The sequence below is a fragment of the Campylobacter felis genome, assembly GCF_030250085.1.
In the GTDB taxonomy this organism is placed as follows: Bacteria; Campylobacterota; Campylobacteria; order Campylobacterales; family Campylobacteraceae; genus Campylobacter_D; species Campylobacter_D upsaliensis.
Window position 1 is genome coordinate 1 of sequence record NZ_JANURX010000001.1, and the last position, 15,984, is coordinate 15,984.

Genomic DNA, 15,984 nt, shown 5'->3' on the forward strand with positions numbered 1-15,984 from the left:
TGTGACTCTTAACAATAATAAGTTAAAGAACGGCTTTCTAAAGGAGTTAAAATGTTGTATTTAGACTTTTTTAGAAAGTGAAAGTCGAAATTATACATAAAGAAGCTTAAGGGAAGATGAAAGTGGGAAGATTAATAAATATCAATCCCCCTATCATTTAACTCTCTATATGCCACACAAGCTTCTTTATGTTTTTTATCACAAGCTATGCCAAAATAGCGTTTTGCCCTTTTCATATCCTTTTTTTCAAGCTGATTATAACGCCCTAAAATATAACAGCTTTCTCCTAATCCAAAAGTGCAAGATTGAGAATAAAAATGTAAAGCGGTGTTTAAATTTTGCCTAACTTTTTCACCCTTCTCATAAAGCAAACCAAGCTTATAACAGGCATTAGCGTCCTTTAACTCGCAAGATTTTTTATAAAAATAAAGACTCAATTCACTATCTTTTTCTTCTTCATAAAATAAAGCTATATTGTTGCAACTTCTCGCATCTCCCAATTTGCAAGCTCTATTATAGGCTAAAATCGCCTCATTTTTATAGCCATTTTCCTCCAAACTTAAAGCCAAATTTGAACACCCCTTAGAATAGCCGAATTTGCAAGCCTTATCATAAAATCGATGGGCTTTTTTCAAGTCTTTTGAAACACCTTGTGCTTTTTCATTCATATAGCCTAAAGAAAAGCAAGCTCTTGGATTATCTTTTTCACACAAATCTTCAAAAAGCTTATAAGCTTTGGCAAATTTATTAGCCTCATAAAGCTTTAAAGCCTTTTCTATGTCTTGTGCTAAAAGCCCACTAAGTCCTAAAAATAGTAACAAAATGAATCTTTTCATAAAGCCTTAATCCTTTCCTCTAAAGCTAGAATATAATTTAAACGCTTATTGTTTTCCTCTTTTTTAGTTAAAATCAATGCTCTTTTTTGCGTAATTAGATCTAAATTCTGCTCAAAAAATATACTAATAACCTTTAAAATAACAGGCTTTGCAATCAATAAATTTTCAAATTCATACACATTAAGCTCATTTAAAACTCTTTCGTAAATTTCGCTTTTTTTAGGATAATATAAAGAAAATTGTGAGCTGTCAAGCTCGTAAAATGTGCGACTTTCGTTCATTTTGCGCTCAAAAAAGGCTAGGCTGAGTTTGGCGGCGTTTTCGTAATTGCTAAGAGTCTTGCTTTTGAGTTTTTCAAAAAAAAGCTCAAGCTCTAAGGTGCTTTTAAGTAAGGCGTTTTCAAAATCCCTCAAAAAATGCTCCTCACTCGCACTAGCAAAGGCTCTAAGGTCGGCAAAATTTTTCTCACTTTGCAAAAAATCATCTTTTTGAATATTAGAAATTCGTGCCTTAAAAAGCAAAATTTCTTTTTTTAAAGTTTCAAAACTCTCTTTTAAATGCCATTTTAAATCTTCAAAAGAAATTTCAAATTCCTTTTTAATACGCTTAAATTCCCTATTCATCACATCAGAATGGTAAAACATCGCCAAAAAGGCATCATCGCTGGAAATAAAAGGAGTTTTGTAGCTGTATTTATGATATAAATTTTTCTTAAAAAAACCTTGAGTTTCCTTATAAAAAAAAGCCTCCTTTTCTCTAACAAAACTAAAAATTTCTATACTCAAACGCTCAGCAATACTTTTAAGTTGTTCTAAAATTTGGTGATTTAAAAGTTTAATTTTCTCTCTTAAATCGGCAAAATAAGCTCTTAAATAATTCTCATAGGCTTCAAATTTAAGCTCAAGTTCATTAAAAATAGTATCAAAAAGAATATTTTCTTCCTTAGTGATTTGGCAAAATTCAAGCAATTTTCTCTTGCTAAATTCACGCTTTAAATTTTTTGCGTCAATGTTTTCTAGATATTTTAATAAAGTATTAAAGTTAGATTTATCATATTTATCTTTTTCTTTAGCTTCCTTACAAGAAATGGCGATAATTTGCTTAAAATATTTTCCAAAAACACTTTCTGCATACTCAAGGACCCTTTCAAGTTCTACCTGATTTAATTTATCCTTTTGATTTAAGACGCACAAGCTATTTTTACCAAGAAGTTTTAAATTTGCTTTAATAGCATCCTCTTCGCTTTTTTTGCCCGCATTATCAATTAGACTTAACCAAATTACACAGTGAATATTCTCAAGCTCCCTAAAAGTCGTTAGCGTATCGCTTTCATTTGCATTAAGTCCGGGAGTATCCACAAGACTTAAATGCTTTAAAAGTGGCACAGGTGCATAAATATGTATGCTTTTGGCTTCTTTTAAGCTTTTTCTTTGATCTGTATAAAATTCAAGCTCACTAAGCTCTGCGATAACATCGCTTCCATCTTCAAATTCTACACGCAAAATATAATCTTTTCCATAATGTAAAAAAGTGGGTTTAAAGGTAACAGGCACAACACCAGTCGGCAAATATTCACGCCCCAAAATCAAATTTAAAAGACTTGATTTTCCACTAGAAAATTGACCTATAATGGCTATTTGTATATTTTTCTCCAAAGAAAAAATGAGGCTTTTTAAACGCTCTTTTAAGCCTAAACTAAGATGCATAAAAGGTTCATCAAAATCTTTACAAAGCTTTTTTATCTTTCCTTCAAAACTCTCATCAAATTCTTTTTTATAAGCGTTTTCATAGGCTTCAATAAATTGTTTTAAAAACTCAATTTGCATTTAAAAGATCCTTTTGAAGTTCTTTTAGCTCGGCAATTTTTTCTAAATTTGCTTCATAATTTTGCGTAAAATCAAAATGTTCTTTTTCTAAATTTTGAAGTAAATTTGTGAGATTTCTTAATTTTTCTTTCACATTTTTTTCAAAATACGCTAATTTTTCATTTAGAAAATTTAAAAAGTTTCCATTTATATCTAAATTTTCCAAAATCTTATCAAGCTCAAACCCCATAAAAGCTTCCATTATAAGCTTGTCTAATTTTTTTTCCATAGTAAAAATATCGCTTTTTTCTTGTATCATTTGACCAAGTTCTAGCTTTAAAAACGCAAATTGATCTGTCGCAAAAATATCCTCTATCGCCCTTGAAATACCCTCTTTAAAGTCTTCAAAACCACTATCAAATTCTGCTTGCAAGAAATCATATTTTAAGCTTAAATTTTTCTTAATATCATCAATTTTCTTCAAATTTTCAAATTTTACCTCCCTTAAAATGTCATTAATCCCATCTCTTGTCGTAATATCAACCATATTTAAAACGCGATTTAAATCAAGTTTTTTAGCATTATTATTAAGATATTTTAATTCATCAATTAAGCGTTCCTTAAGCTTTTTGGCTAAAAGCAGGACAAGTTGATTAATATCATTTTGAGAATTTCTAAGCTTTGAAATGGAATTTTTAATATCATCTTTGGCATTTAAAAGTTCTCTTTCTTGTTTTTTAAATTCCGCTAAAAATTGCATATTTTCATCTTGAGCGGTATGTGAGCTTTCTTTAAAAAGCTTATTTTGCATTTCATACTCGCTTAAGATTTGCACAAGCTCTAAACCAAGCTCTTTTTTATAGGCATTTAAAGCCGTTTTACTTTTCTCTCCAGAATAGAGCGCATTTAATAAATATCTTTCAAATTCCTCCATTCCGCTTTGCCCAAATTCCTCTTTGCCTACCAAATTTTTATAAAAGTCATTTGCTTTTTTTGCACTCACACAGAGAAAATCAATTTTTTCAATCAACATTTCCTCTCCCTTAAGTCTCTCTTTTAACGAATTTTTCGTATAAGCAATAACCTCTTTTAAATCCTCCTCACTCAATAAATCCACCTTAGTCAAAACGACCAAAAATTTACCAAGACGCGAATTTAATAAACAAGAAACTAAAAATTCCATATCCTTTTGTGTCAAGCTTTGAGAAGCATTCATTAAGTGAATTAAAAAATCACTTTGTTTTAAATAAGTTTTCGTCAATAATTCTCTTTGAATAATTACATCATCAAGCCCCGGAGTATCAACTATGGAAATATTATTTTGCAAAAATTCTAAATTTGCCTCAAGCTCAATCTTTTTAATAAAAGCTGAAATTTGATTTTTCGCGCTACTAAATTCCTTAAGCTCTTCTTGTGAAATTTCCTTTATCAAACCATCTTTTTGTATATACTCATCGATATGATATTTTTTCGAAAGCCCATTGACAAAACTTTCAAGCTCAACACTAAATTTAGAATTTAAAAGTATATTTTGCCATTCCTTTTCACTCCAAAAATATACTTTTGCCTTTTTAGACTCCCCATATCGCAAAACGCTTAAATTTGCCGTCTCTGGTATATTTGAAACGCCCAAAAATTCTTCTTTGAGTAAAGCATTTAAAAGGCTTGATTTACCAGCGTTCATCACGCCTGTAACGGCGACATTAAATTCTAAATTTTTAAATTTTTCTAAAGCTTCTTGTAAATTTTCTTTACTAGTTTGACTAAGAGCTAGGGACTGAAGCTTGAAGTTAATAGCATCTAACTCATTAAAAGAAGTTTCAAAAAGGGCTTTTTTATCTTTTTCTTCTAGTTTAGTCTTTTCTATAAATTTTATTATCAAATCATTGTTAGTTATCTTTTCTAAAATCCTCAAAGCTTTTAACAAATCTTTTTGATTTAAAAAACCTTTTTGCAAAAGATTTAAAGTGCAAATTTGTGCATATTGAATACTAAAAATATCCACTCTTAAAGCAATTTTTTTCATAATATTTGCAAATTCTTTTAAGAGAAAATACCTTTCATAATTTGTTTCATCAACACTTAAAATAATAGCAAATTCACTAAGATCAAGTTGGATTGAATGGTCAAAAATCGAGTTAAAATCTAAAAATTGTAATTTATTTTGCCAAAGTTGCTGAAGAATATTTTGCATTAAAATCCCCCTTTAAAAAGGGGGAAATATTTATTTACATTTTTGCGCAACAAGCTGTCTTCTCATGTAGGCGATCTTGCTTTGAAGCGGCAGATCCTTAGGGCAATTATCCTCACAAGCAAGCAAAGACATACAGCCAAAAACCCCATCATCATCACCCACAAGCTCGTAAAAATCCTCTACGCTTCTGTGATCGTGTGGGTCCTGCAAATAGCGCGCCGTGCGAAGCAAGCCCGTAGCCGCGATGAAATTAGGACGCATTAATTTAGTCGCACACGAAGCAACACAAATGCCACACTCTATACATCTATCAAGCTCAAATGTTTCATCAGCTACTTCAGGCTCGATGCGCTCCTCAATCTTAGAAATGTCGGTTTCTTTTTCATTATGCACCCAGCTTTCCACCCTCTTACACATCGCCTCAAACCACTCGCCCGTATTGACACTCAGATCCTTAATGTGCCTAAAGGCTGGCATGGGCATGAGCTCAATCACACCCTCAGGATAGTCCTTAGTGAGGGTCTTGCAGGCAAGCTTTGGAACGCCATTGATCATCATCGCGCAGCTTCCGCAAATCCCCGCCCGACAAACAAAATCAAAACTCAAATCCGCATCCATTTTCTCGCGAATCTGAGTCAGGCACACAAAAACAGTCATAAAGGGAGTTTCCTCAAGCTCATAGGTTACAAAATGTGGCTTTGAAATTTTGCTTAAAGGGTTGTATTTAAACGCTTTCACAATTAATTTTCTACTCATAATCAACTCCTATTCTTTGATTGGGTGCTTTGTATTTTGCCTGAAGCTCATAAGGCATTAAAGCATTTTGAATTTCATAGCGCCCCTTGCCCTCACTTTCCATTTTTTCCCGTATGGCATCCACCTCGGCTTGACGCTTTTCGCTTAGTGGGTTTTCTATGATATTGCCCTTTGCGCCGTATCCACGAAAGGCTGGAGGCATTTCCATTTTCATAATGTCAAGCTCATCATACTCGATTTTTGGCAGAGTCTCGCCCTCAACCCAATAAGCAAGCGTCCTTTTCATCCAGTTTAAATCATCTCTTTTTGGATAATCTTCCCTGTAATGCGCCCCGCGACTTTCTGTCCTCAAAAGCGCGCCGTAAGCAACGCAAAGGGCGATTTTAAGCATTCTAGGCACTCTATAAGCTTCTTCAAGCTCAGGATTTGCAGCATTTAATTCTTTGCAATGCACTTTAACATTTAAAGATTTTTTATAAAGCTCTTCAAGCTCATTAACGGCTTCTTTTAAGCCCTCGCCCGTTCTAAAAATGGCAACCTTATCCCACATTACCTCTTTCATTCTATTTTTAATTTCAAAAACATCATTTTGCCCCTCTTTATCCACTAAAGATTTAAGATATTGATATTCTTTACTTAAAAAATCTTTTACAACATTAGTATCTACAACTTCGCCATTATTTTTACAATAATCCGCAAAATAATCCCCCACTATCATCCCCGCCACAACGGTCTCCGCGCAAGAATTTCCACCCAAGCGGTTAAAGCCGTGCATATCCCAGCAAGCCGCCTCCCCGCAGGCAAAAAGCCCCTCAAGCCACTGACTTTCTCCTGTTGGCTTAGTGCGAATTCCACCCATAGAGTAGTGCTGCATAGGAAGCACGGGCGCCCAGCCCTTCGGCCCCTCATCGGCCGGGTCTATGCCGTTGAAAGTTTTGCAAATATCTTGCACATCGCGCAAATTTTTCTCCACATGCGCCCTGCCTAAAATAGAAATATCAAGCCACAAGTGATCCCCATAAGGACTTTTCACACCCTTACCCTTGCGAATATGCTCCATCATTCTACGACTTACCACATCACGGCTAGCAAGTTCTTTTTTTTCTGGCTCATAATCAGGCATAAAGCGGTAACCATCCACATCGCGCAAAATTCCGCCATCCCCACGACAGCCCTCAGTCAGTAAAATTCCACTCGGCACGATGGGGGTCGGGTGAAATTGCACCGCTTCCATATTAGAAAGTCTGCAAAGTCCTGTTTCAAGGGCAATCGCCGCGCCTGTCCCCTCGCAGATAACGGCATTGGTCGTTTGCTTGTAAATTCTACCATAGCCGCCCGTTGCTATCATCGTGCCGCGTGCGATGTAGGCGATGAGCTGCCCATTTGTCAAGTCCCTAGCGATGACGCCCAAGCATTTTTTCCCATCGTGCATGATACGCACTGCTTCCATTCTATCAATAACTTTAACTTGATGCTTAATCGCTTCATTTGCTACACCATAAAGCATACAATGCCCTGTCGCATCGGCGATATAACAGGTTCGCCATTTTTTCGTGCCGCCAAAGTCCCTTGCGTTAATAAGTCCGTGTGCCTCTTCTTTTTCTTCAATCACGGTTTTTTGTGCGTTGATAACGACCGTTCTAGGACCCTTCGTAACTCTAGTCCAAGGCACACCCCAAGCCGCAAGCTCTCTAACTGCTTTTGGTGCAGTTTGAGCAAACATTCTTGCAACCTCTTGATCGCATCCCCAGTCTGAGCCTTTTACGGTATCTGCAAAGTGCAAATCCTCATTATCTCCCTCACCCTTAGCACCATTTCCAAGACTTGCTTGCATACCACCTTGCACGGCTGCTGAGTGAGAACGCTTCACGGGACAAATACTTAAAAGTGTTACGCTTTGCCCACTTTTTGCCACTTCAATGGCTGCCCTAAGTCCTGCTAGACCGCCGCCTATTACTAAAGCATCACTATATTGTATATTCATAATTTGCTCCATTGTAGTTTTTTATCATCGCGTTTGCTTGATTTTGATAATTTTCAAATCCAATTTTTGCAAATGCGGCAAGAGATAGCACACCTAAAACTAAGAAAAATACGCTAATAACCCATTTTGCCATTTTGAGCTTTTTGCGACTTTCTTTAGCGTTTTTACCCTCAAACCAACCCCATTTAACACAAAGCCTATAAAGTCCTATACTTCCGTGAAGTTCCACGCAAATAAGTAAAACAATATAAAAAAGCCACATAAAGTGATTAATCACTCTTTCGCCTGACATATCGCCACTGATTTTATCGGCATTTGTAATAATGAAGATAAGATGAGCTGAACCTAAGAAAAACATTACAAAACCTGTGAAAGCTTGCACCCACCAAAGTGTCGTATCTTCGTGCTTCATTTTTTTTGTATGTGTTCTTAAAAGTTGATATTGACGAAAATTAATAGGAAATTTTCTCATCGCAAGAGCTGCATGCACGATGAAAATAATCAAAACACAGGCGGCGAGAAATGAGGTGGTGTAACTCATAATAGGGTTATCATAAACAAATTTTAACTCTAGAAAATGGACAACAGAGTTAAAAAAATCTTCACTCACCAAAATTGTAGATACAAAAAGCATATGTAGCCACATAAAAAGTCCCAAAAAAAGCCCTGAGGCGCTTTGGATAAAATCAAGCCTGGCTGGCATTTTGCTTTTTTTGCCATCGATGCTCTTACCCAAATAACCTTCGATAAGATCACTCATCTTTTCTCCTTAGAATAAATTTAAAAACTATTAATTATAATTTTATTAGCCTTTAAGATACATTAAATTTTTTTTAAAAAAAAGATAAAAAAGCAAAGCAGCCACAAACATTATTAAGCTTAAAATTTGTCCCATACTTAGTCCAAAAACAACGAAGCCGATCCCAAAATCAGGCTCTCTATAAAACTCGCACACAAAACGCGCCAAAGAATAAGCTCCAGCATAAATAATAATAAGCTCTCCCTCAAATTTTTGTCTCAATTTAAACAAATAAACAACAATAAAAACAACAATGCCTTCCAAAAATGCTTCGTAAAGCTGAGAAGGGTGTCTTAATAAGCCATCAACATAAATTCCCCAAACTACATCACTAACGCGTCCAAAAAGCTCTTGATTGAGGAAATTTCCTACGCGACCAAAAACATAAGCCAAAGGAACACTCAAAGCTACAACATCAAGATAAAGCCAAAGTCTTTGTTTATATTTCTTACAAAAAAGAAAGGTTGCTAACAAAAATCCCACAATAGCACCATGATAGCTCATACCACGAATACCTACAAATTCGCCATTTATATCAAAGGGATTAAAAATTTGCCAAGGATGCGTAAGATAATAAAGAGTATGGAAATCATAAATCAAAATATAGCCAAGTCTAGCACCCAAAATTACGCCAAGTTCAACCCAAATAAAATAATTATCCAAATGTTTATTATCTATATCTAAATTGAATTTCTTAACAAAAAATTTCGCCAAATATAAGGCTAAAAGTAAGGCTATTACATACATAATGCCATACCAATGCACCTTAAAACCAAAAAACTCAAAGGCTACAACATCAAAATTTGCATAAATATTTTGCCAAAATTTCATTTTAAATCCAAATTTTTTAAGGAAAATATAGCAAAAAAACTTTAACTTGTTATAATTGCATTTAAAAAAATAAAAGGTTAAATAATGAAAAAAGCTTTTTTACTTAGCGCAGCCTTATTCTTTGCAGCTTGCTCAAATACAAGCTCAAATTTCGTCCATGTTTCTATGCCCAATTTCAAGCCCCAAACTCCCACTCAAATTCAAGCTATAAATTCTGGCATTAAAATCGCTTTAGAGCCTTTAGCTTTAGAGCAAAATAATAATTATTCGGATAATTTTGAAAATTCTGTGCTTAAAATTCGCATCGATAAAGAAAATGAGCTTTTAAAACAAAATTTAGAAGAGCAAATCAAAACAATCGCAAAACTTAAAGGCTATGAATTAGATAATACAAATCCCGATTACAAACTTAAAGGTATAATTAAAATTTTCATCGATGAAAAAGAAATTCAAAAAACAAACGAATGGCTTAGTGGAGATTCTATAGACTCAAAACTTGGTTTAAAATTTGAAGGGAAAATCGAATTTGTCGATGCTTATAATCCACAAAATAAAACTAAAATCTCAAGCGATACTAAACTTGATTCTTTCATCGATTTAACCTATCCTATTAAAAGTAGTGATGGTGTGGGTATATTTAAAACGACACTTAGTAATGTCCCAACCCAACTTAACAAAGGCTTAGAGCGCCCAGCTTTTGAAATAGACAAAGCCTATTTAGCTTTTTACAAAAACACTCTAAATTCTCTTCACGCAAATCTTCCAAAAGCTCTAGATTTGGGCAAAAGTGAGCCGCAAAATACTAAAGAATATAATGAATTTATAAATGAAGGCTTTAGCGAAGAAAATCCTACTCAGCAAAGGCATAAGAAAGAAAGCCAAATGCAAGAAACTCCAACAAATAACGAAGAAAATGGGGTGATTATCTTTGAATAACCCTTTTCATCTAAGATAATAGGCGATTTGCTCTTTCTTTAAAATACGTATAAGATTACTCGTTCCCTCCACACCCGTTGGAAAACCAGCGCTTAAAATATAGCATTTATCTTCGCTCATAAAGCCTCTTTCTACGCTAGATTTTACAGCATCTTTGAGTAATTTTGTTAATTCATCACTTTTATTAACTAAAATAGCAGGATTAACTCCCCAAACTATACTAAGAAAATTAAGCGTTTTTTCACTATGTGCTATGGCTATAATCTCTATATCAGGACGATAGCGAGCGATTTTAATGGCGGATTTACCGCTACTTGTGAGAGCGAAAATAGCATCCGCATTTAAATCTGCCGCTAAATGAGTGCTTGATTGCATAATTTTATCCGTATCATCTAAATAATCAAAACGATTAAATTTATTGTAAGGATAATTTTTCTCCACTTCCACTATGGTCTTACACATCACATCAACGGCATTAGCAGGGTCTATCCCTACGGCACTTTCTTCGCTTAACATTACCGCATCCGTTCCATCTAATACAGCATTTGCCACATCTGAAATTTCGGCTCTTGTCGCAGTTTTAGCCTTGGCAAGAGAAAAAAGCATTTGTGTCGCTGTAATAACAGGCTTTGAAGCATTGTTTGCCTTTTGAATAATGCTTTTTTGTATATTTGGAACCTTATAATAAGGCACTTCAATACCCAAATCTCCACGAGCTACCATTATGCCATCACTTGAAGCGATAATTTCATCAATATTTTCCACCGCATCAAATTTCTCAATCTTAGCAAAAATAGCAATCTTCGCTCCATTTTGTGCCAAAATTTCCCTCACCTCATCAATATCGTGAGCGTTTTGCACGAAAGAAATGGCAAGAAAATCAACACCATTTTCAATACCCCAAAGCAAATCTCGCTTATCCTTTTGCGTAATCACATCGATATTAATACGCGTATTTGGAAAATTAATGCCCTTGTTAGAATTTAAAAAGCCATCATTTTCTACCACACTTTGGATAAAATTTTCATTAACGCTCACTATTTTTGCACGAATGCTACCATCATAAAGATAGACATATTCCCCTATTTTTAGCATATTTAAAATATCGCTTTGATTAATGCTTAATTTATAATGTGCCCCATCAATCCTTTCTCCAAGAATTTTACTACGGTAAAAATCTAATCTATCACCCTTTTTAAGATCGAAAGGCTCTTTAAGCTCACCTGTGCGAATTTTAGGACCACTAATATCTTGAAGTATCCCTATTCTTGCATTTAGCTCACTTGCTACCTTACGAATTTTTTCTAAATTTTGCTTATGATACTCGTGAGTTCCGTGAGAAAAATTTAATCTAAAAACATTAACGCCATTAATGATCATTTGGCGTAAAACTTCCTCACTTTCACTAGCTGGACCAACTGTGGCGACTATTTTAGTTTTTTTAAGCATTTTTACCTCACAATAATTCTGTGCTAAATTTATCCTCATCAAATTTAGCACCCAAATAATCACAAACCATTTTTGCATCTCTTTCGGCATTGCCAAGACAGCTTGTCGCACCCGGACTTGGTGTCATATTGAAAATAATACCATCAACCTCATTAATGCTGGCTTCACCTAGCATAAGCTCTCTTTTTGTTTTATCAATCACTTGCGGACGCACCCCACCAAAACCCTTAGCATAATAAATATCATCAGCCTTTAAGCTTGGGACAATCTTTCTAGCATTTCTAACAAATAAGTTTTTATTAATAAAAGGCAATTCATATAAATAATTATAGAGAATATAATTTCGAATCGTAGCATCTTTAAACATGCCTAAACTCACACTTAATACAACCCTATCAAGCTTCAAAGCCTCAAAAAATTCTGGCACAGATTTCAAGCCTTTATAACGCTCAAGCTTAGGAATTACTAAAGCTGTTGGACCAAAACGCGTATTCATATCTGCCATTAAATCAGGATCTCCGTGAAGTGCTGCAAATGGGAGCTTAGGATTTTGCACCATATAAACTTTGCCATTTAAAAGTTTTTGTTTTGTAAGATAAAAACTTCCTGCCACAGGCCAACAAGATTTATCAAGCCCCAAGCCCATTTTGTGTGCGAGATACAAAGAATGTGCGCCAGCATTTACCACAACAGCCTTAGCCTTATACTCTTTAAAATTTGCAGTCCTTATAGTAAAAACCCCATTTTCTTTAGAAATATGCACAACCTCCTCATTAAAAGCTACCAAAGTGTTTTTACCCTGCTTTTGTCCTTCTTCAATTAAACTTTCACTCATCTTAGCAAAATCAACAGTCGTAAAAACTTCTCCCGCTTCAACACCCATAGCGACAATATTTTCCCTCCTATCGCTTACGCCGTCCTCCCCAAGGGCGACCTTAGGTTCTATCTGTTTAATTTTATTTTTATCAAAAAATTTAATATAAGGGTAAAGTTCTTTAAATTCCTCATAGCGACCCTTCATATACTCACATTCTGTATCATCTACAGCTAAAGCCATTTTTTGATGAGAAAACATAAACTTGTTTTGTGCATTTTGCAAAAGTCCATATTTAACTATCATATCGGCAGTGCGTTTGACTTTTTGTGCCTTTTCCAAAGTGTAGTTTGTCTCTATATCGCCACAATGTATAGTTTGTGAATTACTTGTGCTTTTGCTGTTTATAGTTGCTGGAGCGTGATACTTTTCTATTAAAGCGATATTTTTAATATCTGTATATCTAGCAAGCTCATAAAATAAAGCTGCACCAGAAATTCCAGCTCCTATAACTAAGACATCAAATTCTTGCCGGCTCATTAATTTTCCTTAAAATAATTTATTTCTTTACAAAATAAAAGTGTAATTCATTTTATTTTATAAAAAAATAAAAGCTATAAAAGCTTAAATTTTATGAGTAAAATAGTAACATTTTAAAGCTTTAAAATGCGAGGATTTTCACTGATAAGCTTTTTCATTCCTCTAAAAATTAACAATTTATCATAAATAGCATTGTCAAAAAAATTTGCTAAAAACTGACCATCTCCTCCCGTAAAATATAATTTTTCATTTTTTGCCACATCTTTGATAAGTAAATAAATTCCTTTAAAAACAGCATAGCTTAAGGCATCGCTTGTTTTTTGTGGAAAGGCATCAAAGCTAATTTGTGTATTAAATTCACTTTTTAAGCGTGGGGATATATGAGCGTAAATTTTTTTATAATTAGCAATTCCGGGCAAAATGAATCCTCCCAAATGAATAAAATTCGACACCAAATCCACAGTAATTGCGCTTCCAGCATCAACAACCACTCCATCGCTTATAGTATAACAAGCCGCGATTCTATCCACGCCAAGCCCCTGATAAATCGTATCAAAAGCAAAATAAGGCTCAAGATTGATAAAATGATTTTGTGTGGATAAATAATTTTTAAGTCTTTCATTGACATTAATATAATAAATTTTTTGCTCACTTTTAAATTCTAAAAACTGCTCTATGTTTAAAGTAAAATATTTATTATCATCTAAAAAATTGGTACTAGAATTACCTATATCACATAGAAGCATTAATACTAAAGCCTTTCATTTGCAAATAAGTCTTAGCCTTAGAACAAAGCGTTGAGTGTGAAATGAAAGAAAAATTAGCATTTTTAATATTATATTTTTCCAAAACATCAAGACATAAGCGTTCTAAAAATACTGCATCTTTTAATACAAATCTCGACTTGCCCGTATAAGAAAAAACCAAATTCTTCCCACTCAAAACACAAGAATAGCTTCGCTTCTTGGTAAATTCACTCAAATCCACATCAATCCTATAAAACTTTATCTAAATCCAAAATACGATTATCGTAATAAAACTTATTTCCATCCATAAAAGATTTTTTATCTATGGCTCCTTCGAGTTTAAAAATTTCTATATTTTCAAGTTTAGTATCACACTTAATTAAAAACCCCATTTTTTCAAAAACATACAAATGATTTCCATAAATGCTTGCTTTATTAAAAATAGCAAATTCAAATTTCTTTTCATCAAGCTTTTTTAACTCAAAATCCGTCTTTATTACACTTCCATCTTTTCCTAAAATAAAAATAGCATTATCATCAACAAGTACTTCTTTAATATCTAAATCTAAATAAAAAGTCTTTACAGGAGTAACAACTATAATCTTTTTTCCACTTGCAGCTATCATTTTATCACCTAAAACGCTTAAATGAATAATATTATTAAAAAAGTCTTGCGATGAAACAATCACATCTTTTATAATTTGAGAACTAAGTCTTGAAAAAACAACAAGCTTTCCATCCAAGGTAGGATAAATAATTAACTCTCCTAAAAATACAGGAGCAGCAAAACGATAATCTTGTGCTACGGCTTGCGTGAAAGTCTTAGAAAATTTCACGCCTAAACTACGATTTGCCAAAACAATAGTATTATTTGCCAAAATTAAAGCAATATCATCTCCATCTAAAGCTACACTTAAAACACTTGCATCAAATTGATATGCGTAAAGCTCCTCCTTATCCGCATTTAAAATTTTCAAATTACCCCTATTATCCGCGACAACAAATTCGCCATTTTGATAATGTAAAAGAGTATAATTTTTCTCTAGCTTAAAATCTAAAATGCCGTCATTTTTGAAGATTGTTTTGCTATTATTTAGTTTAGCTGAAGCAATATTATAATCAATAATTTTAGCTCCCAAACTTCCACTAGAATTTAAAACTCCATCCTCATAGCTAGGTGTAAAATACTGCCTTTTTGTGCCACAAGCACAAAGCAAAAAAAGACAAAAAAGAGTTACTATAATATGTTTCATTGTGATATACCTTGATAATGTTTAAGATTTTTAGCAATTTTCTCTAGAGGTGTATTTGGCTTAATTTGCGCAAGAATAACATTTGCTTCTTCAATTTTCTTTTGCTCTAAAAGAACATAAGCTTCCAAAATTTTAGCATAATCTTTTAAAAATATGGATTTATTATTGTTAGTCAAAGCTATAATATTGCGAAATATGGGGTCGATTTTTTCACTCTCACTCAATGTGTTAAGTTCTTGCAAAATTTGCGTATTTGTTGGATTTTGAGTCAATTTCTGCATTAAAAAAATGGCATATAAATTAAGATTTTTATTTTTTAATTTATCTAAAAGAATTTTGTCGTCATTTTTTACGAGCAAATTGGCGTAAATTTCATTACTTTCCCTTACATTACTCTCTTTTATAGTATCCATAACAAAACTGACTATCAACCATAAAACAAAAATAATGACAAAACTGACAAGATAAAGTTTATATTTGCGTATAAATCTCTCACCTTTGATGAAATTTTCCAAAAATTGCTCTTCTGTATTCATCTCTGTTTTTATCGCTCTTAAATTCTCTTTTAATGCCAAAATAATTCCTTATTTAAATTTTTGCAAAATTGTATCATAATAAACGCAAAATATTCTAAACAATTAAGCCTTTTATGTTATAATTCGCTCGAAATTTTGAAAAATTTAGGATTACAAATGCAAATTGATGAAAAACTTTTAAATAAGCTTGAGAAACTTAGTGCTCTAAAGATTAATGAAGAAAAAAGACAAAGTGTAATTAACGAATTGAGTGAAATTGTCAATTTTGTCGATAAGCTTAACACGCTAGATTTAAGTCAAAACAAAGTTACCATTAACACACTAAAAGGTGGCACACCTTTAAGAGCCGATGATGAAAAAACATCTGAAGTGATAGAAAATGTATTAAAAAATTCACCTAGCCACGAGGAAAGATTTTTCTCTGTGCCAAAAATCATAGAGTGATTTACTCATCATTTTTGGATTTAAAGTAAAATGTGTTTTATAGATTTTTATTTTTAAGGTA

General features: G+C 33.4%; 15 protein-coding genes. 2 read left to right on the forward strand and 13 right to left on the reverse strand.

Going from position 1 to position 15,984, the window contains the following annotated elements; translation table 11 throughout:
• Nucleotides 1-131: 131 nt before the first annotated feature.
• Genes NYG92_RS00005 through lgt form a run of 7 tightly spaced genes read right to left on the reverse strand, consistent with a single transcriptional unit; the run spans nucleotide 132 to nucleotide 9,205 of the window.
• On the reverse strand, nucleotides 132-836 hold the full coding sequence (locus tag NYG92_RS00005) for a tetratricopeptide repeat protein (RefSeq protein ID WP_027304588.1): 705 nt from the start codon (nucleotides 834-836) through the stop codon (nucleotides 132-134).
• Nucleotides 833-2,662 (reverse strand): dynamin family protein, encoded by a 1,830-nt coding sequence (locus NYG92_RS00010; RefSeq protein ID WP_289233148.1) that lies wholly within the window; start codon nucleotides 2,660-2,662, stop codon nucleotides 833-835. Before NYG92_RS00010 ends, NYG92_RS00005 begins: the two co-directional genes overlap by 4 nt.
• Complete coding sequence (locus tag NYG92_RS00015) at nucleotides 2,652-4,835, reverse strand: dynamin family protein (protein ID WP_289233149.1); 2,184 nt, start codon at nucleotides 4,833-4,835, stop codon at nucleotides 2,652-2,654. Before NYG92_RS00015 ends, NYG92_RS00010 begins: the two co-directional genes overlap by 11 nt.
• 30 nt (nucleotides 4,836-4,865) lie before the next feature.
• Nucleotides 4,866-5,591, reverse strand: coding sequence for a fumarate reductase iron-sulfur subunit (locus NYG92_RS00020; protein WP_289233150.1), 726 nt, complete (start codon nucleotides 5,589-5,591; stop codon nucleotides 4,866-4,868).
• Nucleotides 5,584-7,575, reverse strand: a complete 1,992-nt coding sequence (locus NYG92_RS00025) for a fumarate reductase flavoprotein subunit (RefSeq protein ID WP_289233151.1) — start codon at nucleotides 7,573-7,575, stop codon at nucleotides 5,584-5,586. The genes NYG92_RS00020 and NYG92_RS00025 overlap by 8 nt, the downstream gene beginning before the upstream one ends.
• Nucleotides 7,559-8,335 (reverse strand): fumarate reductase cytochrome b subunit, encoded by a 777-nt coding sequence (locus tag NYG92_RS00030; protein WP_289233152.1) that lies wholly within the window; start codon nucleotides 8,333-8,335, stop codon nucleotides 7,559-7,561. Before NYG92_RS00030 ends, NYG92_RS00025 begins: the two co-directional genes overlap by 17 nt.
• A gap of 45 nt (nucleotides 8,336-8,380) precedes the next feature.
• Entirely contained in the window at nucleotides 8,381-9,205 is an 825-nt protein-coding gene (lgt, locus tag NYG92_RS00035; RefSeq protein ID WP_289233153.1) for a prolipoprotein diacylglyceryl transferase, read from the reverse strand.
• An 84-nt stretch (nucleotides 9,206-9,289) separates the two neighbouring features.
• On the opposite strand from lgt, the gene NYG92_RS00040 reads away from it, so the two are divergent.
• Nucleotides 9,290-10,141, forward strand: a complete 852-nt coding sequence (locus NYG92_RS00040) for a hypothetical protein (RefSeq protein WP_289233154.1) — start codon at nucleotides 9,290-9,292, stop codon at nucleotides 10,139-10,141.
• A gap of 6 nt (nucleotides 10,142-10,147) precedes the next feature.
• Here NYG92_RS00040 and pyk read toward each other — a convergent pair whose 3' ends face one another.
• From pyk to NYG92_RS00070, 6 genes are all read right to left on the reverse strand, one after another.
• Nucleotides 10,148-11,590 carry a pyruvate kinase gene (gene pyk / locus NYG92_RS00045; RefSeq protein ID WP_270977750.1) on the reverse strand — a complete coding sequence of 481 codons (1,443 nt, stop codon included), beginning with the start codon at nucleotides 11,588-11,590 and terminating at the stop codon, nucleotides 10,148-10,150.
• A gap of 7 nt (nucleotides 11,591-11,597) precedes the next feature.
• Nucleotides 11,598-12,944: an FAD-dependent oxidoreductase gene (locus NYG92_RS00050; protein ID WP_289233155.1), complete on the reverse strand. Its 1,347-nt coding sequence runs from the start codon at nucleotides 12,942-12,944 to the stop codon at nucleotides 11,598-11,600.
• Between the two features lie 113 nt (nucleotides 12,945-13,057).
• Nucleotides 13,058-13,690, reverse strand: coding sequence for a type III pantothenate kinase (locus tag NYG92_RS00055; RefSeq protein ID WP_270977732.1), 633 nt, complete (start codon nucleotides 13,688-13,690; stop codon nucleotides 13,058-13,060).
• A complete protein-coding gene (locus NYG92_RS00060; protein WP_027304580.1) occupies nucleotides 13,677-13,931 on the reverse strand; it encodes a hypothetical protein in 255 nt (84 codons plus the stop codon). Before NYG92_RS00060 ends, NYG92_RS00055 begins: the two co-directional genes overlap by 14 nt.
• A 7-nt stretch (nucleotides 13,932-13,938) precedes the next feature.
• Nucleotides 13,939-14,943: a hypothetical protein gene (locus tag NYG92_RS00065; RefSeq protein ID WP_270977730.1), complete on the reverse strand. Its 1,005-nt coding sequence runs from the start codon at nucleotides 14,941-14,943 to the stop codon at nucleotides 13,939-13,941.
• Complete coding sequence (locus NYG92_RS00070; protein WP_270977728.1) at nucleotides 14,940-15,518, reverse strand: hypothetical protein; 579 nt, start codon at nucleotides 15,516-15,518, stop codon at nucleotides 14,940-14,942. The genes NYG92_RS00065 and NYG92_RS00070 overlap by 4 nt, the downstream gene beginning before the upstream one ends.
• A gap of 117 nt (nucleotides 15,519-15,635) precedes the next feature.
• Here NYG92_RS00070 and gatC point away from each other — a divergent pair, with 117 nt between their 5' ends.
• Entirely contained in the window at nucleotides 15,636-15,923 is a 288-nt protein-coding gene (gene gatC / locus NYG92_RS00075; RefSeq protein ID WP_004277506.1) for an Asp-tRNA(Asn)/Glu-tRNA(Gln) amidotransferase subunit GatC, read from the forward strand.
• Nucleotides 15,924-15,984 lie beyond the last annotated feature (61 nt).